Raw genomic sequence first — 21219 nt, forward strand, 5'->3', positions numbered from 1 at the left:
TCATCGCCATGTCCCGTCTCATCCGCTTCTGTCTTGAGCAAAAGCTCGTCGTCTTCCTGCTGCTGGCCTTCTTCATCGGCTGGGGCGTGCGTGTGGCACCGTTCGACTGGAAGCTGGGGAATTTCCCGCGTGATCCCGTACCGGTCGACGCCATTCCGGATCTGGGCGACAATCAACAGATCGTGTTCACCGACTGGATGGGCCGTTCGCCGCAGGACGTGGACGATCAGGTGACCTATCCGCTCACCGTCGCGCTGCTCGGCGTGCCGCAGGTGCGGGAGGTGCGCAGCTATTCGTACTTCGGCTTCTCCAGCATCTACCTCATCTTCAAGGAGGGCACCGATTTCTACTGGGCGCGCAGCCGCATCCTTGAAAAACTCGGCAGCCTTCCTCCCGGAACATTGCCGGAAGGAACGAGGCCGGCGCTCGGTCCGGATGCCACCGGACTTGGTCAGGTATTTTGGTACACCTTGGAAGGCCGCGATCCCAAAGGCCAGCCCGCGGGCGGCTGGGACCTCGATGAACTGCGAGCCATCCAGGACTGGCAGGTGCGTTATGCGCTGCTGGCCGGAGGCGCGGTGGCTGAGGTGTCATCCATCGGCGGATTTGTGCGCGAATATCAGATCGACGTGAATCCAAACGCTCTGCGCGCGAACAACGTCATGCTCATGGATGTGGCGGAGGCGGTGCGAAGGGCGAACACGGAGTCCGGCGCGCGCAACATGGCGATCAACGGCGTCGAATACATCATTCGCGCCACAGGTTATGTGCGTTCGCTTGAAGACCTGCGCAGTGCCGTGGTGACCGTGCGCGACAACACGCCGGTGACTGTTGGTGACCTTGCGACGGTGCAGCTCGGCCCCGCCATGCGACGCGGCGCGCTCGACAAAAACGGTGCGGAGGCTGTGGGTGGCGTGGTGGTCGCACGCTATGGCGAAAATCCACTCGTCGCGATCCAGCAGACGAAGGAAAAGATCAAAGAGCTTTCCACAGGTCTTCCTCAGCGTGCCGTGGTGCGCTGGGAGATGACGGATGTGGAGGCCGTGCGGGCTTTTGCGGCGAAAAACCATCTGCCACTGCCCGCCAGCGGAGCGCACGATAGTGTTCTGGGTGACGAATGGCAGAAGTGGCTCGCGGCAACCGACATGGCGCAGTGGCCGGAGTGGCTGACCTTGTCCAAGGTGACCGTGGTGCCGTTCTATGACCGCAGCGGTCTGATTCGCGAAACATTGGGGACACTGGAAGACGCGCTGCGGCAGGAGGTGTTGATCACCATCATCGTCGTGATGGTAATGGTGCTGCATTTGCGCGGCAGCCTGTTCATCAGCTGCATGCTGCCGCTTGCCGTGCTGATCGCATTCGTGGCAATGAAGCTTTTCGGCGTGGATGCGAACGTGGTGGCGCTTGGAGGGATTGCCATCGCCATCGGGACTGTCGTGGATGTGGGAATCGTGCTGACCGAAAACATTCTCAAGCACATGCATGACGCGCCACCGGACGAACCGGTGCTCGAAACGATTCATCGTGCCACCACCGAGGTGGCGAGCGCGGTGATCACCTCGGTATCGACCACCGTGGTCAGTTTCCTGCCTGTGTTCACGCTCACGGGCGAAGCCGGGCGTCTTTACGGGCCACTTGCCTACACGAAGTCGTTCGCGCTCATCGCATCCGTCGTTACCGCCGTCATCCTCATCCCGCCGATCGCCCATCTGCTCATGCGGCGACGCGTCGATCGGACGGCCGCAGTCCTCATGGCCAAGGTCAAAGCACCGCCCATGCTAACCCAGCGCGCTTTCAGCCTGATCATCGCGGCGCTGACCGGCTGTGTGCTTGCTTCAGACTGGATGCCTCTGGGTCTCGACTACAGCACATGGCGCAATGTGATTTTCACGATCGCCATCATCGGAGGGCTGTTGCTGTTTTACCGGTTGGTCGAACATTTTTATCCCGCCATTCTCGGCTGGTGCCTGCGACGCAAGACGGCGTTCCTTCTCATCCCGGCTGGCATCATCGTGATGGGGCTTCTGAGCTGGCTCGGCTGGGAGAAAACTTTCGGCTGGACCGGTGCTCGCGTGCCGTCACTGGCGCAAACCCGCTTGTGGAAAGATTTGCAGAAAACCTTCCCCGGGCTCGGTGGTGAGTTCCGACCGGCGCTCGATGAAGGTTCGTTTCTCGTCATGCCGACGATCAATCCGCATGCATCCATGGAGGAGGCGCTCGACTACCTCAAAAAGCTCGATGCGGCCGTGGCGGAGGTGCCGGAAGTGTACATGGTCGTTGGCAAGCTTGGCCGCACCGACTCCGCGCTCGATCCCGCACCGGTGTCGATGTACGAAAACATCGTGAACTACAAAAGCGAGTTCATCACCGACGCCAATGGCAGACCCCTGCGCTATCGCTACGACTCGGACGGCGAGCGTTTCATCTTCGACGAATTCGGCGATCTCATTCCCGACAGCGGCGGTCGTCCCTTTCGTCAATGGCGCGATCACATCCGGTCGCCGTCCGACATCTGGCAGGAAATCGAGAAACGAATCTCCATCACCGGCATGACCGGTGCGCCGCAGTTGCAGCCCATCGAAACGCGGCTCGTGATGCTGCAGACCGGCATGCGTGCGCCCATGGGCATCAAGGTGCGCGGTCCATCGCTGCAGGCCGTTGAGTCCTTCGGAATTCGCATTGAACAGCTGCTCAAAACCGGCGGTGTTCCGGGGCTTTCCGCAGGCTCGGTGAGCGCCGAACGCATCGTTGGGAAACCCTATCTCGAAGTCGTTCCCGACCGGGATGCGATTCAACGCTACGGATTGAACATCGCCGACGTGCATCAAATGCTCGAACTCGCCGTTGGCGGCAAAACGGTCACCACCACGGTCGAAGGACGCGAACGATTTGCCGTACGTGTGCGCTATATGCGCGAGGAGCGTGACAGCATCGAGGCGCTTGAACGTGTGCTCATCACTTCGAAAGAGGGGGTCGCGATCCCGCTCGCGGAAATCGCCGAGATCCGCTTCACGCGCGGGCCGCAGATGATCAAAAGCGAGGACACCTTTCTCACCGGATTCATCACTTTCGGCAATGAGCCCGGATCAGCTCCCATGGACGTCGTTCTCGCCGCTCAGAAATTTTTGCGTGAGGCGGAAACGCGGGGCGATCTCGTGAGGCCACAGGGCGTCACCTATCGCTTTGCTGGCGACTACGAGAACCAGCTCGAATTTGACCGCAATTTCGCGGTCGTGCTGCCGCTCACGCTGGGTGCGATTTTCATGCTGCTTTACCTGCAGTTCCGTTCCAGCCTCATCGCACTTCTCGTCTTCACCGGCGTCGCGATCGCCTGGGCGGGCGGTTTCTGCCTGCTGTGGGCCTACGGGCAGGCGGACTTTCTCAACTTCTCCGTGTTCGGCCAGAACCTGCGCGAGCTCTTCCATGTCTTTCCGATCAATCTCTCGACTGCCGTCTGGGTGGGCTTCCTCGCGTTGTTCGGCATTGCCACGGATGACGGTGTCGTGATCGCCACCTATCTCAAGCAGCGCTTTGCCAAAGACAATCCGCGAACCGTCGCCGAAATCCGGGCCAGTGTGGTTACGGCCGGCACACGACGTGTGCGCCCGTGCCTGATGACCACCGCCACCACGGTGATCGCATTGCTGCCGGTGCTAACCAGCACCGGTCGCGGCAGTGATCTCATGATCGCCATGGCCGTGCCGATTTTCGGCGGCATGACCATCGAGATCATCACCATGTTTGTCGTCCCGGTGCTATTCAGCGCCTGGAAGGAGCGCGGGGCCGTGCGTTCGCCTGCAAGCTGAAGTGAATCAGCCGTTCGCAATTCGGGACTTCACCCAATCGCCGATGTCTTTCGCTGCTTGATCTGACACGCTGGCTTCAGTAACGCACTCGTCGGGCCTGAATTCACCGCGCGTGGCGATGCGGTCGGCCTTCCAGACATGAACACCTGCCGGGTATGGCCCGACTTTGCGCGGATCACTCCAAGTGTGAATGCCAAGCGTGTGAGGATTGACGGCTGCTGCGATGTGCATGGGGCCGCTGTCCACGCTGATGCAAAATTGCGCCTGGCGCATGCCCCAGATGAGCTCTGAGAGCGAGGTGCGATGGCTCCAATCGTGAATGTGTTCGCCTGTGGGGCGGGTTTTATCATCGGTCATGCCGACGAGAACGACGGTATGCGGCGCGAGTGCGTCGCACAGTGCCTGCAAGGAGGAGTTGGAAAGCGATTTGCCCTCGCCGCGCGACCATGGATGAACGACGATGAATTGAAACAGCGATTCCGACCAACCGGCGGGTGCAGCGCCTGATGTTAGCTCAAACGTGATGTCCTGAGGCTTGATGGGAATGCCCAAGGCTCGCGGCAGTTCCAAATAGCGGTCCACGGCGTGAGCGCCTGCATCGACAGGCACGGTGTGGTTGTAAAAGAAGCCGGCTCCCTCACGCGCATCCGAAAGGCCGATGACACAGGGTGACCCACGCCAACTGCTGACGACGCCGCTGCGGAACAGCCCTTGGAAATCGAGCACGACCTCAGGTTCCTCGCGTGGCAGCGCCATCCAGGTGCGTCGCCAGTTCCAGAAGCGCAGCAGGCCAGCGAGGCCGCGGAACGTTTTGCGCGGAAACGGAATCACTTCGTCGATGATTGGGCTGCCCTGAAGGATCGGCGTCCATTCAGTGTTGGCGAGCCAGCGGATTTTCAGGTGTGGGTGCGCGTCACGGATCGCCTTCACCGCGGGCAGGGTGTGCACGATGTCTCCCAAAGAGCTGGGTTTGACGATCAGCGCAGAACGGAAGTCGCGCAGGCTTGGAAGCTGGCGCGCGGCGGAGGTCATTTGCCCAGCGCCAGGCGATCCGCGAGCAGCGAAGGCAGACCGGCGTCGCGGATCTTGCCCTGGGCGGTCTCGATGTCGTATTCGAGACGACGGATGGAGATCGTCTGCGCCTGCACATCGTAGATGGCGTAGGCGGCGCGCCAGTCGCCATCGCGGGGCTGGCCGACGCTGCCGACATTGACGAAGTACTTCACGCCGCGTTGCAGCATGACATCGGTACCGCGTGCGGCGCGCACGGCGTCGTCTTTTTCAAAGATGCGCGGCACGTGGGTGTGGCCGTAAAAGCAGACCTGGGTGAACTGGTAGCTGAAGCTGGCCATCGCATCGAAACGGTTGGTCACGTAACCCCAGTTGCCGGGAGAATCGAGCGTGGCATGGACGACGGTGAAGTCGCGCACCTGGCGAACGAGTTTCAAATCGCGAAGCCACTGGCGCTGCTCCTCATTGAGCTGTTCGCGGGTCCAGAGCAGGGCGTTCTGGGCCAGAGGATTCAATTCTTCGAGCGAGCTTTCGCTGGCGGCACCTTCATCGTGATTGCCGCGCACCACCGGGCAGCCCAAGTCTCGCACAGCCTGCAGGCATTCCACCGGATTGGCTGCGTAACCGACGATGTCGCCCAAGCAGACATAATTGGCGCAACCTTGCTCCTGGGCGTCCCGCAGAACGGTCTGCAGGGCTTCCAGGTTGGCGTGGATGTCTCCGAAAATGGCGAATTTCATCGTCTAGGGTTGGCGGCGAGTGGTCGCATCTTCGAGACAAGCACCGGGAAATCAAGCATTTCGGTATCAGAAACCTTCCTGTGAGGCTTTCAGGGTGCGATGCGCTTGGTGGAAAAGCAAACGGGGCGGATCACCCGATCCGCCCCGTCGCTTTAATAGAGTCCAACAGCCAGAAGGAAGCACTATTTTGAAAGTTTTGATCGAACCGTCTCCAGTTCGTTATCTGTGGGTAGTTTCCCACACTTTCCAAACGATGGGTCAGGTGGTCGTAAATGAGTTGTAAGGAGGATGTGAGAATGCCTCGGAGGCGGGGTCATTTCACATTCGCCGTTCTTTCGTAGTAGCGAAATTCGAGCCCCTCCGCGTGACCGACGACTTCCTTCAGGCTGAAAAGGTGTTCGAAGGGGGGCAGCAGCACGTCGCCCTCGTAAGGCTCGGAGATCCAGGTGAGGTAGAGGCCGTCACACTGCGGGAGCAACTCCTCAAACACACGCGCTCCGCCGATGACGAAGACAGTGTCGGCGTCTCCGCAAACCTGCGGAAGTTCGGAGGCGCTGCGAATGACGGTGATGCCTTCGCGGGGCTCCATCGTGCGGCTTAGGACGATGTTTTGGCGGCCGGGGAGCGGGCGACCAATGGAGTCGAAGGTTGCACGACCCATGAGGATGGGATGTCCCAGAGTGGTGCGCTTGAAGAACTTCAGATCCTCCGGGAAATGCCACGGCAGCTTACCCTCGCGTCCGATGACACGGTTGCTGGACATGGCGACGATGGCGATGAGGCGCATGACAGGGGAGTGGCGAGTACTACCAGAGGTCGATGGGCTGATGCGGTTCGGGACGGATGATTTCGGTGTCGGGGATTGTTTCGTTGAAACGACTGGTGAACCACATCTGGGCGGGTTCTTCGCCGTGAACGAGCAGGAGCTTCTTCGGCTTCACTTTCTCGATGTATTCGGCGATCTGCTCACGTGAGGCATGGGCGCTGAGATCAAAGCTCTCGATGCGGGCGTTCAGAGCGACTGCCGGGAGATCGCGAGCGAGCTTGATCATGGTTCCGGGAGGGGCGTTGCGAATTTTGTAGCCCGGAGATTCGGGGTCGGTGTAGCCGACGAAGCAGACGGAGTTGCGCGGATTGTCGAGGAACTTCTGGGCGAACGTGTTCGAGACGGTGTGCTCGGTCATCATGCCGCTGGAGAGGGCGTACAGCGTGTGCGGGCTGGAAACGATTTCCTGGCGCTTTTTGTTCTTTCTCGGTACCAGCATGCTCATGTCCTCGAGGAGGCGGAAGCCGGGATAGCTGCGGCGGCTGCGGGAGGCGTAGTGGTCGTAGAGCACGGTGATCTTGGTGCTCAGGCCTCCGATGTAGAGAGGCATTTCAGGAATGAGGCCCTCCTGATGCAGTTCGTGCAGCATGAGCATGACCTCCTGCGTTTTGCCCAGGGCAAAAACGGGGACTAAAACGGCCCCGCCAGCCTCGTGCGTGTCACGGATGACTCCGGCGAGGCGTTCCTTTTCGGCCTTGCGGCTGAAGTTTTGCGGGCGGGCGTAATCGCCACGCGTGGTCTCGGCGATCATGACGTCGATGCCGCTGGTGGGGAAGTCGGCGGCGCGGCAGATCGTCTGCGCCTCGAAGTTCACGTCGCCGGTGTAAAACAACGTGTTGCTGCCTTCGCGGACCAGCACCCCGGTGGACCCGAGGATGTGGCCGGCATCAAACATCGTGGCCTCCAGGTTCGTGTCCGGGATTTCAAACGGACGGTCGATGTCCCGGTAGATCCACTGCGCACGGATCCCGTCGAGTTCGCGGTGGGTGAAGAGCGGGTACTCGGTGATGCTTTCCTCCTCGCGCTGCTTGGTCATCACGTTGACGGAGTTGTGCAGCATCGCGGACGAAAGTTCGCCGGTGACTTCGGTCATGAGGACCGGGGTGTTCGGCTGCTTGCGCTGAAGCACGGGCAGGGAGCCGATATGATCATGATGCGCGTGAGTGATGATCACGGCGTTGGCCGACTGATGCGGCAGCGGTCCGAAATCCGGCAGAGCGTCGTAACCTGCACGCTTCGGGTGCATGCCGGAGTCCAGCACGACACGATGATCTCCGGCTTCGAGGAGATAGGAATTGGCGCCGATTTCACGTCGGCGCGTCAGATTACGAAAACGCATGCGGTTATTTTTTGGGGGGAAGGGGAGGGCGACACTAGGGGCTTGCCAGTGTTCCACAAGGGCTATTTGGTTCTTGTGCCAGCATAACAGGCACCCGTTATCTGGTTGCCGTCACCTCTTCTTTTTTCAACTTTAGGAATCATGCGCGTCCATTTGCTGCTACTGCTGATAAACCCTTTGATCGTGCTTGGCATTTGTCTGACCGGTGCGTCACTCCAGGCCGCAGACCGTGTCTGGAAAGATGCCACTGGCCAGAATGAAGTTCGGGCTGAGCTTGTCAGCTACAAGAATGGCAGCGTCCTGCTACGACGTGAAAATGGGATTGTCATTGTCGTGTCCTTGGCAAGTTTAAGCCCCGAGGATCAGGAGTTCATTACCGGAACACGCCCAACAGATTCCGCCGTGGTGATTCCGGCACCCGTCGTGACGGTTGAGGCTCTCGCCATGATGGGAGAATTGGAAGAAATTCGGCTTGATCTCCCGAAGCCTATGTTCATTAGCGGTCCAGCTCTGGAAATTCCCAACCTCGAGCGCTGGGACATCTCCAAACGCATCAAGAGTTTCATGGCTCTCAAGGGCACCGTGAACATCGCCAAGGGCAAAAAAGTTACGTCCTCCGATCCGGCCCCCATCATCGGCACGCTTGAGCTGGTCACTGATGGAGATGCCGACGGCGCTGACGGCAACTTTGTCGAGCTCATGCCTGGCAAACAGTGGGTGCAGATCGACCTCGAAGCCACTCACACGCTTCAAAAAATCGCGGTGTGGCATTATCACAAGGCTGCCGTAGCCTACAACGACGTGATCATACAAGTTTCAGATGACCCACAGTTCAAAACCGGTGTCACCACTCTCTGGAATGCAGATCATGACAACACCTCTGGCATGGGAAAGGGCAAGGATCCCGCGTATATCGAAACCAATTATGGCCGGATTATTGAAGGCAGGTTCGCCAAGGCACGCTACCTCCGCCTTTGGAGCAATGGCAATTCGGCGAACGACATGAACCACTATGTCGAGGTTCAGGTCTTTGCCGTTCCGGCCCAGAAGCAAGAAGCGGTAAAATGAGAGATTACTTCCTGCGTCCTGCGATGCGTGCGAACACCGTCGATATGGCGATCATGGCGGCGGGAATCGTGGGCGGGCACCACATCAGGTTGGATTGGAAGGTCAAAAAGCAGACCACCAGTGCCGCGAAGATGCACAGTATGCCGCGTAGCAGGGATTTGGGCCGCGGAACAAAAAACACCAGCCAGGCTCCCACCAGCCCGGCTGCGCCCCAGGTGATCCATTGCCCCCAGGCTGGCAGAAGGTGCAGACGCGGCATGGCGAGCACGTGAGCGAGCACTTGGGCGTGCGCACGCGCTAGGCCGTCTTTGGCATCGTCATCGGTTCCGATCACAATGATTTTGCCGCCCGAGAGATTTGCCTTGTCCTGCGGGGACACCGCTTCGGCCAGCTCCGCGGTCAGCAGGTTGAGCGCATCGACCTCGGCGACGGGCTGCTTCGCGGGGACGGTGAGTTCACCGGAGTGTGAAAGCGGGACGAAAGCGCCGTGGGAAAGGTAGGCCCCGGCTCCAGGGCCGAGCAGCAACCGCTGTGTGGCGTAGGGCGTCTTGGTAAACCGCGCCAGCGCCTGTGCGAGTGCGGTGGGAAGCAGATGACCGCCTTCCTGCACGACGTAGGGTAGAGCGGCTTCTCCGTTGACGTCGTGAACGATGGCGATGCCGAGCTCGGCTTGTCGGCGCATCAATTCATCAGGAGCGGCGATCAAGGCACCCAACGGGGGCGCCGTATCGATGTCTCCATGCACTTTCTGGAAACGCGGCAGCGAGTCTTCGAGTCCGCCGAGGAACGCAGGTGCCTCACGACTGGTGGCAAGTTGTGCTTCGACGCCGAGGACGGTGCTCGGAAAGGGCATCAGCGCCTGGGCGGCCTCCGCAACGAAGTCGGGTGACGGTTTGCCCCAGTGGAGGGTTTCGGGAATGAGCACGACGGCGGGATCGTAGGCCTGCAGGCCCTTCAGCACCATCTGCCAGTCGAGCGGACGTGGCGGCCAGCCGGAATACTCTGCTTTGTCTGCTTCGCGCATTTTCACGAAGACCACGGGCGAAGCGGACATCGCATGAACGCCGGCAGTGATGAGACGATCACGGGCATTGGCGACTAGGAAGTCGAGAAACAACTCGTCCACACGCTGAAACCGCCCGGCCTGATGCTCACGATCCAGCCACCAGCCGAGGCTGCCAAGCAGGAGAATGAGAATGAGAGCGCGGATCATGAGAGGCGGCGCCCGGCTGAGAGCCTCCGGTTAGGGGGCCGGTGTCTCAGCCGGAATCTCGTTGGCGTCACGCTTGTCGGCGGCGAATTTGAGGCGTTTCTGCTCTTCGTCGTAAGAAACCTTCACGTTGTCGCCTTCGCGGATGTCGCCACGCAGGAGGTGCTCGGCCAGCGGATCTTCGATGTTCTTCTCCACGGCACGGCGCATCGGACGGGCACCATACTGCGGGTCGAAGCCCTCTTTCATGAGGAATTCGCGGGCACCGTCGTCGAGCGCGATGTGGATGTTCTTCTGCTTGAGTCGTGTGACCACCTTGCCGACTTCGAGATCGACGATCTTGTTGAGCTGCTCCTTCTCGAGCATGCGGAAGATGACGATGTCGTCGAGGCGGTTGAGGAACTCCGGCTTGAAGAATTTCTTCGCGGCCTCGGTGATCTTGCCCTTGATGCCGGCGTTGTCGGCGGAGTCTTCCTGCATGGCCATGAAGCCAAGGCTGGTCTGACGTTTGATCTGCTCAGCTCCGACGTTGGAGGTGAGGATGACGATGGTGTTTCTGAAGTCGATCTTGCGGCCAAAGTTGTCAGTGACCTGGCCTTCTTCGAGAATCTGCAGCAGCAGGTGCATCACATCCGGGTGCGCTTTTTCGACTTCGTCGAAGAGAATCACGGAATAGGGACGACGACGCACGGCCTCGGAGAGCTGGCCGCCTTCTTCGTAACCGACATATCCAGGAGGTGCCCCGATCAGACGGCTGGCGGTGTGTTTCTCCATGTATTCGGACATGTCGATCTGGATCAGCGCCTCAGCGGTGCCAAACATGAACTCGGCGAGGTTCTTCGCGAGGAAGGTCTTGCCGACACCGGTCGGACCGAGGAAGAGGAACGAGCCGATGGGACGGCGTGGGTCTTTCAAGTCGGCGCGGGAACGGCGCAGAGCCTTGCTGATGGCGATGACAGCTTCGTCCTGACCGATGACTTTGCCCTTCAGCTCGGATTCCATCTTCAGGAGCTTCTCGGCCTCCGCCGTTTCCATGCGCTGAAGCGGGACGCCGGTCCACTTCGAGACGACAGACATGATGTCCTCCTCCGTGACATCGACGATGCGTTCCTGATTGGTGGAGCGCCAGGTTTCAAGCACGTCGTCAAAACGCTTCTTGGCGTTTTTCTCGCGGTCGCGCAGGTGGGCGGCCTTTTCGAAGTCCTGCTCCTTGATGGAGCCTTCTTTTTCTACGCGGATCTCCTCGATCTCGGCCTCGATGGCCTTGAGTTCGGGTGGGCGTGTCATGGCGGCGATGCGAGCCTTCGAGCCTGCCTCGTCCATGATGTCGATGGCCTTGTCCGGCAGGAAGCGGGAAGGAAGATAGCGCGAGCTGAGGTTCACGGCGGACTTGAGAGCGTCCTCGGTGTACTTCGCCTTATGGTGCATCTCGTATTTGCCACGGAGACCGAAAAGGATCTTGATGGCGTCCTCGACGGAAGGTTCTTCAACCTTCACGCTCTGGAAGCGGCGTTCGAGTGCGGAGTCCTTCTCGATGTATTTGCGGTACTCGTTCAAGGTGGTGGCGCCGACGCATTGCAGCTCGCCACGGCTGAGCGCGGGCTTGATGATGTTGCTGGCGTCCATGGCGCCTTCGGCTCCGCCGGCACCGACGATGGTATGCAGCTCGTCGATGAAGAGAATGACGTTCTTGTTGCGGCGGATTTCATCCATGACCGCTTTGATGCGTTCCTCGAACTGGCCGCGATACTTCGTGCCGGCGACCATCAAGGCGAGATCGAGGGTGATCACGCGCTTGTCCCGCAGAATCTCAGGCACATTGCCCGCAGCAATCTCCTGAGCGAGTCCTTCAACGATCGCGGTCTTGCCGACACCTGCCTCACCGATGAGGACCGGGTTGTTCTTGGTGCGGCGGCAGAGAATCTGAATCACGCGGGCAATTTCATCCGCGCGTCCGATGACAGGGTCCATTTCACCTTTGATGGCGAGCTCAGTGAGATCGCGGCCAAAAGCTTTGAGCGCAGGGGTCTTTTCGTTTTTCTTCTTTTCACCTGACTGCGTGTTGCCGGTAGGAGCGACGGATTCGCCCTCTTCTTCCTCTTCTTCTTCGTTTTGGGAGGAGAAGTTGGGGTCGAGTTCCTTGAGGATCTCGCTGCGCGCCTTGTCGAGGTTCACATCGAGGTTGCGAAGCACCTGGGCGGCGACGCCTTCGCCTTCACGCAGTAGGCCGAGCAGGATGTGTTCGGTGCCAACGTAGCTGTGGTTGAGCGCCTTGGCTTCCTTGGAGGCGAGGGCGAGAACCTTTTTCACCCGCGGGGTGTAGGGGATGTTGCCGACCATCTTCGTTTCCGGGCCGGAACCGACCTGTTGTTCGACCTGCATGCGCACAGTCTCGAGATCGAGGCCGAGCTTGGTCAGCACATTGACGGCGACGCCCTGGCCGAGCTTGATCAGGCCAAGCAGCAAATGCTCCGTTCCGACGTAGTTGTGGTTGAAGCGGTCCGCCTCCTTGCGTGCGAGTGCCAGGACCTGTTGGGCGCGTGGGGTGAAATTATTCATCATGAGGTGCGGAGGGGGTGCCTCCTGGGGTTGAATTTGATGGTGGAAGGTTACCCGGGCCGTCGATGGATTGCAACCGTGCGCGGGTTATTTCAGCGCGCATGCTGTCACGTTCTTCAGGGGACAATTCACGCGCAGCATTGAGCTGTAAATGAGCGGGCTGAATCTCCAGCAACAGCATGTCAATCAGGCTGCGGTCGCAGTTGCCGATGAGGTCGAGATCAGCACCCAGTCGGAGCATGGAAAGAAGGTTCAAGGCTTCCTTGGAGGTCAGGATGTGCGCGTAACGCAGGATGGCGAAGGCGCGTCCTACCTGATCGCGCAGCATGGTCTGGTGGTCTTCCTTGAGCTTTGCACGCGCGGTCGTTTCGGAACGGACGACACCTTCGATCACTTTTTCGATCTGGGCGATGATCTCGGGCTCCGCCTCTCCCAGCGTGTGCTGGTTGGAGATCTGGAACAGGTTTCCGAGCGCCTCGGTGCCTTCGCCATACAGGCCGCGCACCGCGAGACCGATCTTGCCGACCGCCTTGATCACCGGATTGATCTGCTCCGTGAGAACGAGCGCCGGGAGATGCAGCATGACTGAAGCACGCATGCCGGTGCCTAGATTGGTCGGGCAGGCGGTAAGGTAGCCGAGCTTCGGGTCAAAGGCATACGGGAGCAGACTTTCGAGTTCCGAGTCCACGCGGTCCACCACCTCGTAGGCGCTGGCAAGGTTCAAGCCGGGTCGGATGCCCTGAATGCGAAAGTGATCCTCCTCATTGATCATGATGGAGATGCTCTGTTTCCGATCGACGACCACGGCACAGCCCGTAGAGCGTGCCGCATGCTCGCGGCTGACCAGATGACGTTCCACCAGCACCTGTTTGCGAATCTTGCTCAGGTCGGAGTACTCTTCGCTGTAGCCGTCGCGCATTTCAGGAAGGTTTTCGACCACCGGGCGTGCGCGTTCGAGGAGTTCGACCCTCTGGCGCTCCTGGCTGAAGCCGGGAAACGGATAGCCACGAAGATTGCGCGCCAGACGCACCCGCGAGGTCATGACGATCTCGGAATGCGGCCCCGCGCCCTTCATCCAGTCAGCGGGGTTTTTGATCAATGTGGCAAAGCGCATCATGGCGTGGCGGGTGTTGGATGTGGCAACATGGATACGCGTTGAATGACAAGCAAGGATGGCTCCACCTGTGCCAAAAAACGGCGCCCTTCCCCTCCTCTCATTTGGAGGAGGCCTTGGGCTGGAGACGTTCGATCTCGGATTTCAATTTGGCCGCATCCTCGTAGCGCTCCTCCTGCACCGCGAGATCCAGTTCAGCACGGAGCTTGGCAATATCGACAGGCGGTGGTGTGGCAGGTGCCGGGGGCGGCGGAGGAGGTGGCGGGGGCGGTTCTGCGACAACTGAAGCCCGCTGTCTGGGCAGCATCTGAGGCGCTGCAGCACTCAGGTGGGTTGGGCGCTTGCCTACATGACGCGTTCCCTTGTGCATGTTGCGCAGAAGGCCGTCCAGCCCGTCGCGAAAGGCCGCGTAGCATTCAGGGCAGCCCATGCGTCCGATTTTTTTGAGCTGGGACGCCGTGAAACCACAGGCGTCACATACGACCTCCATCGAATCCGAATCGGTCCGGTGCGAGGGGCTGAGAAAGGCCTCCGCGAGACCGAAACCGGTCTCCTCGGTCACACCTTTGGCCTTGGAGCAGGTCTCACACAGATTCACCGTGGTCATCTGACCGTTGATGATCTGAGTGAGGAACACGGTGGCCTCATTCTCGCAAACGTCGCATTTCATGGAAGTGATCGTGCATGCTGTTCATGTCACACAAGTGATACGAGCGGCAGCGCGTACTGGTTATGACAGGTATTTGCGCCCGTCAACCGATGCCCTGAGCCGCCAGCCATTCGTCCAGTTCCTCCTGCAGCCGGGGATGCTTTGCAAAGCTGTAATGAAACGTTCGGAACCCCAGTCTTGCCGCCGTCTCAATGTTTGGCTGCAGGTCGTCGATGTAAAATGTGCGCGCCGGATCGATCTCGAGCTGGCGGATGGTGTGGTGAAAAATGGCCTCTCCCGGTTTTGAACAGCCGGCGGAGTATGAATACACTCCCCCGCGGAAGTGGCGGAAAATGTCGAAGGTCCGCAGAAAGTAGTCTTTGTGCAGACCGCTTGTGTTTGAAAGCAGGTACATGGGCAGCTTTCCTTGCAAAGCGCCCAGGGTCGCGTGCATCGGCTCATTTTGGGCGAAGATATCGCACCAGATCGCCTCAAACTCGTCCTTGGTGCCGCGGAAACCGGTCACGGCCATCGCTTCGCGCACAAACGTCGCATCATCCATGCGGCCGTCCTCATAGGGGCCCTTGATGTCATCGAACAACGTCAGCACCGTCTCCGCCGGATGGTCGCATTGCTCCGCCAGCCGTCGGGCGGCGATGCTGAAGTCGAAATCGATGAGAACTTTGCCAACGTCGGACAAGAGGGCGGGCTGGGACATGGCCGCTCCCTATGCCCGTTGGCGGCACCTTGCACCAGATGAAATCCAACGGAATTGCTTCAGAATTACTTCATCAGCTCGGCAAGCTTCGGACCGATCGCATCGGCCCAGATCTGATAGCCGGCCGGGGACAGATGCAGGAAGTCGGGCATGACGGTCTTGTCGAGCTTGCCGTCGGCGACGGGGAACTTGCCGCCGATGTCGAGGTAGAAGATGTTTTTGCCGTCATCGAGCTTGGAGATGATCGCATTGACCTCCTTCAGCTTGTCGTTTTGCGCATTGAGCTGGCCGTCGGGTTTGCTGCCGCGCGGGAAAACGGCCAGCAGGAGGATTTTCGCCTGCGGTTGTTTCGCACGAATGGTTTCGACGATGGCGGTGACGCCCTTGGCGATGCCTTCAGCGGTGTCGGTTCCGGAATTGTTCGTGCCGATCATCAAAACGCATGCCTTGGGCTTGATGCCGCCATCCAGCTCACCGTTCTGAATGCGCCAGAGCACGTGCTGCGTGCGGTCACCACCGATGCCGAAGTTCGCGGGTGTGTATTCGCTGAAAGCCTTGGCCCACACTTCCTTGCCGTTGCCTGCCCAGCCTGCGGTGATCGAGTCACCGAGGAACACGAGCTGCGCCTTGCCTTCCTTGGCGATGCCCACAAACTTTTCATGGGACGCGATGAAGCCCGTGTTGGGCTTGCCATCCGGTCCCATCTTTGGCGCTGCAACATCTGGCGCTTGGGCGGGCAGTTTGACCGCAGGAGCGGCAGGTTTGGCTGGAGCGGGTGTCTGCGCCTGAACAACTGCGGTGAAGGGCAGAAGAATGGAGAGAGTGAGTGACGTGATTTTCATGTAGTGGAAGTATTGAGAGGTGGAGTCGGAAGAAATGAGCAGCCAGTTCATGGCTGCTCATCGAATTCGTAGTGTGTAGGAGAAGGGATTTACTTCTTCTGCAGCGGTGCCGTTTCCGCGCCTGCGGGCACTTTGTCGGCGGGAACGAGTTTCCACAGGGCACCGCGTTCGCTGGTGTAAGGATCGACCGGGCCGCCGTAGTTCGCGGTGGCGTGGGTCAGGTAGAGATTGCCTTCGGCATCGAAACCGCTGCCGGTCGGGCGAAGAGCGGTGTCGAGGTCGAGCAGTTCCTGCATCTGATACTTGCCTCCGTCCTTGGCGATGCCCCAGATCTTGCCGCTGCCCCAGTCGGCGCAGAAGTAGATGCCTTCGAGGCTGGTATTCGCCTTGCTGCGGCTGACTCCGATGTTGATGACGCAGATGCCCTGATCGACGTGGCTGTATTCAGCGACGGGAAGCACGCCGACACGCGGATTATCCTTCTCAGTTTCGAGCGGGAAGGTGTGGGAGCCGCACATGAACTTCCAGCCGTAGTTCTCGCCGCCTTTGCTGCCCGCGGGCTGCATGTTGATCTCCTCCCAATGGTTCTGGCCGATGTCGGCGATCCAGAGGTCGCCTGTCTTCGCGTCAAAGCTGAAGGTCCATGGATTGCGCAGGCCGTAGGCCCAGATTTCAGGCTTGGCCCTGGGGTGGATTTTTGAGAAGGCAAGTTCGGTGACACCGAAGAGAGTCATCTGCTGTGGCAGGGTGATGAAGGGATTGTCCTTTGGAATGCTGTAGTTGCGGTCGGGTGTGGTGTTGTCCACGTCGATGCGGAGCATCTTGCCCATGTGCGTGTGGAGATCCTGACCGGTGCTGATCACGTCGCCTTCCCAGCCGCCGTCACCGCTGCCGACGTAAAGATAACCGTCTGGGCCGAAGGCGATCTGGCCGCCATGGTGGTTGCAGTAGGGGAAGTCGAGCTGCATGAGCACCTTGATCGAGTCCAGGTCGGCCTCGTCAGGCTTGTTTTTCTTCGCCTTGACCTCGCAGATCATGGACGCGCCGTTGAACCACATGTCGGCGTAGCAGAAAAAGATGCGGCCGTTTTCCTTGAACTTTGGATGGAAGGCCACGCTGTAGAGGCCGAGCTCGAGGAACGAGCTGATGGTCTTGTCCTTGATGTCGAGGAAGGGCTTTTTGTTCTTTTTGCCGTCCTTGATGATCTGGATGACGCCAGGACGCTCGCAGACAAACAAGCGGCCGCTGCCATCCGGCGCACCGGCGACGGCGACGGGATCGACGAGATCATCGGCAATCTTAACGAGGGCGATGGCGGGGTTGCCGGGCAGTTTGCCGCCTGGCTGGACAGTGCTGGAATCAGCAGCGCGTGAGAGAGAGGGGAGGGCCAGCAGGCCGATCGCGAGCGTGAGAGTGCGGTTGAATTTCATGGGTTGGGTGGTGAAAGAACGGTGAGGCTATGAAACCGTCTTTCACAGGGCAAGCATGAAATCCATCCAGCCGAAGAACGGCAGGATTTTGCATCCTCACAATGTCTGGATAAAGCGGTCCGCCTCGGCGATGGAGCGGTTCATCTGATCGAGCAGCCGTTGGATGTCGCCCTGGATGTTGTCCGCCGTGCCGCGGAGCGAGCCGATGGCGGCGGCGTTCAGGTTGTGCTTCAGGAAGAGCACCTGATCGCGGAACTGGCGCAGCACCGGGTCCATCGTCGATTCTGCGGCGTGAAGAGAGCGCGAAAGCGGCTCAAAACGTGCCCGGGTTTCTGACAGTTTGCGGCGGCTGTCGGCGGCGAGGCTGGCGTTCTCATACTGGCGGATTTCGTTCTCCCATTCGCGGAAAAGGTCACGCGCCACCGTGTCCACCTCGCGAATCTGCCGGCGCACGTCGGTGGCCTGCGCTTCGCAGTCTTCGTACTCGCCTTTGAAGCGGTTGTAGGCGCTTTCGAGATTGCCGCCGTTGTAATTGGTGAGCTTCTTGAGCTGGGTGAGCGCATCCTGGAACTGCTCGCCTGCCTCCTTCTGTTCCCCGCGCGCCTTTTTGACGGCACTCTTGAGCAGGTCACGCTTCTCATAGCCCAGCTTTTCCCACGCTGCGTAGTAGACGGTGTTGCAGGAGGCGAGCGTGAGGAGGAACGCGGAGAGAAAAAGGCGTGTGGTCATGGTTGGGACGAGATGAAATGAAGACGGGTCAACAGGCCGTGATGGAAACACAATCCTGTTAACCCGTTCAAAGAACGAAATCTCAGCGGGCTCAGCCGACGAATTTGAGATTGCCAACCTGGCCGGCCGCCATCGCGGCGTGCTGGGCGTCGGTGCAGGCCGAATTGGTCGGGGCGTCGGCCTCGGCATCGCTCTTTTCGAGCAGGTTGTTTTCGGTCATCCAGGCTTCGACTTCGGCGCCGCTGATGTCGGCCAGCATGGTGCCATTGATCTCGACGCATGGGGACAGCGGCTGGCCGCTCTTCTGTTCCATCTCCCAGCGGAAGGCGGGGTTCTTGATGATGTCCTTCTCCTCGTAGTCAAGGTTGTACTTGCGGAAGATGGCACGGACGCCTTCGCTCCAGCCACAGTAGGTTTTCAGGTAGGCGGTGATTTTGGGTGTTTGCATAGCGCGTTGGGGTTACGGCACGAGCGTAGCGGACGATGCAGGGAATGCAACCCTGCGGGCTGTCCGCGCCACAAGCCGAGTCAGGATCGCCGGACCGATAAATAGGAGACAAAGCAGTGAGTCTGGCCCTATAGTCGCCACACAGGTCTTTTTCTGTGTTCGCCGCCTCCTCGGAGAGGCCATGGATTACGTTCTCCGTGACTGCCCGTTCGCCAGGGCAGGTGCGTCATCACCCACTGTGTTGCTGCTGGCTGCAGCCTGCTCTCAAACGACTCCATTCATGGCCACTCCCAATTATTCATTCGAGAAACGGAAGCGCGATCTCGCCAAGAAAGCTGCCAAAGAGGCCAAGCGCCTCAAGAAGAAGGAAAAGGGAGGCGAGCCGCATGTGCCGGTCATCATTGCACAGCATGAGCAGGGAGCCTTTGCCGGCGAGGATGTGGCACCGGTGGAAGGTGAAGACGCCGTTTCCGCGTAGCCTTTTCGTCAGGGCTGTTTCCCCTGCCACCCGAGTTTCTCCTTCAGGAACTCATACGTGCCCACGCCGTGGATCATGTGCGGGCCGTCGAAGTGCTCGATGGTTGTGCGATCTCCGATGAGGAGCTTGTTGTAGAGGCGGCGGACCTTGGCGTATTCGTAGTTCACCCATTCGTCGATGCCGACGCCGTCGTTGTGGCCGCGTTCGACCATGAACGGGCGCGGGGCGATCAGCGCGGCCATTTCGGCGTAGTTGAAGGTGCGGCCCATGTTCCACTCCCAGATCTCGTATTCGTGCGTGTGGAGGTAGCTCATGGGCATGTCGCTGCTCACGCACTTGCGAACCCATTCGTTGAAGTCGCCGCTGCAGATGCTCAGGCAGTAGTCCGTGAGCACCGCCGGCGTGCGCATCGCTGACTTGCCGCCGTAGCTGAGTCCGTAAAAGGCGATCTTGTCCGGCATCGCGTAGGGCTGCGCCTTCAGCCATTCGAGAATGCGCTGATGCTGGCCGTTGATGACGCTGTAGAGCGTGAGACCGAGCGGATTGAGCTTCCGCTGCAGCGTGCGGAAGTTGTGCATGCCGCGATATGGATTGTGCGGCGCAAAGGTGATGAATCCCTGCTCCGCAAGGCGCAGCGTGAAGGCCTGATAAGCGCCAAACGCACGCTGTGTTTCGTCGGTCGTGATCGTGTCCTCAGGAATGCCTTCCAAGCCGTGCTGACAAACGACGACGGGGCGCTTCTCGCCCTCTTTGAGATCCTTCGGCAAGCACAGCCAGCCCCAGGCGAAGACATCGTCCCACACATCGAGCGTGACCTCGTAGATCGCGACCTTGTCCGTCTCGCGCACGAAGCGGCTCTTCGCGTTCATTGGCAGATTCGGATCCGGCAGACGGCCGATGACCTCGTTCCAAAAGCGGTCGCGTTCACCGGCGGTGTGCTTCTCGAATTCCTCGACCGACTTCAGCGGGAGCTTCTTCCAGAACTCGTTGTTGCGTTCGATCTCGGTGCTGAAGAGTAGGCGCTGCGTGAAGGTTTCCAGCTCGCGCACGAGACGCTTCTGCCGCGTGGGATCGGGCTTGAGCGCAAACGTCGCGCCGGGGACCTTCAAGGTCCTCAACGCGGCCTCGGCGGTCTCCTTCGGCAGCAGGTGACGGATGATCTGGTCGTTCAGCGTCTCCGTCGTGCAGGTCATGATGCGGCTGGAGGGCGCGAGCTGCTTGGCGCGGGCGATCTCGGCTTCGAATGCTTTGAACTCCGGCGCGGTGAGTCGTCCCGGCGCGGCGATGGCGCGTGCTCCCTTCGGTGCTTCCATGGAAACGACGAGCTTCGGATAAAACAGATGCTGCAGGGCCAGCGGACGCGGTGCGATGAGGCTGGCGATCTCTGCATCACCCAGATCACGCAGCAGGCCGAAGACGTTGCGTTCGATCGGCTCCTCCCACACGCCTTCACGCGGCGCGAAGTAGCCTGCGGAGTAAACACAGTCGATGCGCTCATCGATCGCGGCCGCGTGCAGCGCCAGCATGCCGCCTTCACCGACGCCGGCGATGAGCAGCGGCACCTGCGCCGGTTGCGCTTTGAACCAATCAACGACCGCGAGCGCCTTCTGCACCTCGTAGCCGATGAGATGACGGCCCAGTTCGTAGCTCTGACGATAAATCCACTCGCGATGCGAGCAGTTCGTCTTCACGCCATACTTGTCGTTCGTGCTGAACTCCGAATCACGGCTGATCAGCGTTGGAATGACGACCTCGCAGCCGGTGGTGAGCAGCCATTCGTCCACCAGCTTCTCCGGATTGCTGGAGGCGTCCGGCATGTAAATCACCCGCGCATGCGCCTTGTCCTTCGGCAGGATATAAATGCCTTCGCCATGCACGCCATCGAAGACCGGCCAACGCACGCGGAACACGCGGCACATCGGTGTTTCCATCAGCAGCGCCGGGGCAGCCGTACTGCTGATGACTTCGATATCCGTGAATGGCACGCGCTCATCCACGATGCCCAGCGCCGCCTTCAGCTTCTCGCGCGTCGGCTTGCGTGTCGCTTTCGACTGCTCAATGAGCCGCAGCGCCATCTTGTCGATGCCCGCGACCATCGTGGCCGAGAAATCCGGATTGGGTTCCAGCGACTTCGTGCCGGGAAGAATTTGGGCATGGGCGAGCGTGGTCGCGATGACAGATAAAAGAATCAAGGAACGGGTCGGAAGGCGCATGAGGATCCATACGCGCCATGCCGGTCGAGATTCTCCGGT

General features: G+C 59.9%; 17 protein-coding genes. 3 read left to right on the forward strand and 14 right to left on the reverse strand.

The annotated features are described in order from the left end of the window. The first annotated feature begins 8 nt into the window (after nt 1-8). The gene (locus KDL09_RS22785) at nt 9-3806 is read left to right on the forward strand and encodes an efflux RND transporter permease subunit (protein WP_294390370.1); all 3798 of its coding nucleotides are present in this window, start codon (nt 9-11) and stop codon (nt 3804-3806) included. A 6-nt stretch (nt 3807-3812) separates the two neighbouring features. Here the strand turns inward: KDL09_RS22785 and KDL09_RS22790 are convergent, their stop codons facing one another. From KDL09_RS22790 to KDL09_RS22805, 4 genes are all read right to left on the reverse strand, one after another. Next, entirely contained in the window at nt 3813-4838 is a 1026-nt protein-coding gene (locus KDL09_RS22790) for a glycosyltransferase family 9 protein (RefSeq protein ID WP_294390374.1), read from the reverse strand. After that, nucleotides 4835-5557 (reverse strand): metallophosphoesterase family protein, encoded by a 723-nt coding sequence (locus KDL09_RS22795; RefSeq protein WP_294390375.1) that lies wholly within the window; start codon nt 5555-5557, stop codon nt 4835-4837. Before KDL09_RS22795 ends, KDL09_RS22790 begins: the two co-directional genes overlap by 4 nt. 313 nt (nt 5558-5870) lie before the next feature. Next, the gene (locus tag KDL09_RS22800; protein WP_294390378.1) at nt 5871-6344 is read right to left on the reverse strand and encodes a dihydrofolate reductase; all 474 of its coding nucleotides are present in this window, start codon (nt 6342-6344) and stop codon (nt 5871-5873) included. Between the two features lie 19 nt (nt 6345-6363). Then, entirely contained in the window at nt 6364-7722 is a 1359-nt protein-coding gene (locus KDL09_RS22805) for an MBL fold metallo-hydrolase (RefSeq protein ID WP_294390381.1), read from the reverse strand. A gap of 141 nt (nt 7723-7863) precedes the next feature. Here KDL09_RS22805 and KDL09_RS22810 point away from each other — a divergent pair, with 141 nt between their 5' ends. Continuing rightward, nucleotides 7864-8790 (forward strand): SHD1 domain-containing protein, encoded by a 927-nt coding sequence (locus tag KDL09_RS22810; protein ID WP_294390384.1) that lies wholly within the window; start codon nt 7864-7866, stop codon nt 8788-8790. Nucleotides 8791-8794: 4 nt separating this feature from the next. On the opposite strand, the gene KDL09_RS22815 is transcribed toward KDL09_RS22810, so the two are convergent. The 9 genes from KDL09_RS22815 to KDL09_RS22855 form a co-directional block, all read right to left on the reverse strand. Further along, complete coding sequence (locus KDL09_RS22815; protein WP_294390385.1) at nt 8795-10003, reverse strand: hypothetical protein; 1209 nt, start codon at nt 10001-10003, stop codon at nt 8795-8797. 30 nt (nt 10004-10033) lie between these two features. Continuing rightward, nucleotides 10034-12559, reverse strand: a complete 2526-nt coding sequence (locus tag KDL09_RS22820; RefSeq protein WP_345781105.1) for an ATP-dependent Clp protease ATP-binding subunit — start codon at nt 12557-12559, stop codon at nt 10034-10036. Beyond that, nucleotides 12552-13676, reverse strand: a complete 1125-nt coding sequence (locus KDL09_RS22825; RefSeq protein WP_294390391.1) for a protein arginine kinase — start codon at nt 13674-13676, stop codon at nt 12552-12554. The genes KDL09_RS22820 and KDL09_RS22825 overlap by 8 nt, the downstream gene beginning before the upstream one ends. Nucleotides 13677-13773: 97 nt before the next feature. Continuing rightward, entirely contained in the window at nt 13774-14343 is a 570-nt protein-coding gene (locus tag KDL09_RS22830; RefSeq protein WP_294390394.1) for a UvrB/UvrC motif-containing protein, read from the reverse strand. A gap of 82 nt (nt 14344-14425) precedes the next feature. Further along, a complete protein-coding gene (locus tag KDL09_RS22835) occupies nt 14426-15040 on the reverse strand; it encodes an HAD family phosphatase (RefSeq protein ID WP_294390399.1) in 615 nt (204 codons plus the stop codon). 65 nt (nt 15041-15105) lie between these two features. Next, nucleotides 15106-15933, reverse strand: a complete 828-nt coding sequence (locus KDL09_RS22840; protein ID WP_294390403.1) for a platelet-activating factor acetylhydrolase IB subunit — start codon at nt 15931-15933, stop codon at nt 15106-15108. A gap of 38 nt (nt 15934-15971) precedes the next feature. Then, nucleotides 15972-17312 (reverse strand): PQQ-dependent sugar dehydrogenase, encoded by a 1341-nt coding sequence (locus tag KDL09_RS22845; RefSeq protein WP_294390406.1) that lies wholly within the window; start codon nt 17310-17312, stop codon nt 15972-15974. 96 nt (nt 17313-17408) lie between these two features. After that, on the reverse strand, nt 17409-18041 hold the full coding sequence (locus KDL09_RS22850) for a DUF2959 domain-containing protein (protein WP_294390408.1): 633 nt from the start codon (nt 18039-18041) through the stop codon (nt 17409-17411). A gap of 91 nt (nt 18042-18132) precedes the next feature. Beyond that, complete coding sequence (locus KDL09_RS22855) at nt 18133-18489, reverse strand: glutaredoxin (protein ID WP_294390410.1); 357 nt, start codon at nt 18487-18489, stop codon at nt 18133-18135. A 280-nt stretch (nt 18490-18769) separates the two neighbouring features. Here KDL09_RS22855 and KDL09_RS22860 point away from each other — a divergent pair, with 280 nt between their 5' ends. Continuing rightward, nucleotides 18770-18967, forward strand: coding sequence for a hypothetical protein (locus KDL09_RS22860; protein ID WP_294390413.1), 198 nt, complete (start codon nt 18770-18772; stop codon nt 18965-18967). Nucleotides 18968-18975: 8 nt separating this feature from the next. Here the strand turns inward: KDL09_RS22860 and KDL09_RS22865 are convergent, their stop codons facing one another. Continuing rightward, nucleotides 18976-21180 carry an alpha/beta hydrolase family protein gene (locus KDL09_RS22865; protein WP_294390415.1) on the reverse strand — a complete coding sequence of 735 codons (2205 nt, stop codon included), beginning with the start codon at nt 21178-21180 and terminating at the stop codon, nt 18976-18978. Between the last annotated feature and the right edge of the window lie 39 nt (nt 21181-21219).

It is taken from the genome of Prosthecobacter sp. (genome assembly GCF_020439865.1).
Taxonomy (GTDB): Bacteria; Verrucomicrobiota; Verrucomicrobiia; order Verrucomicrobiales; family Verrucomicrobiaceae; genus Prosthecobacter.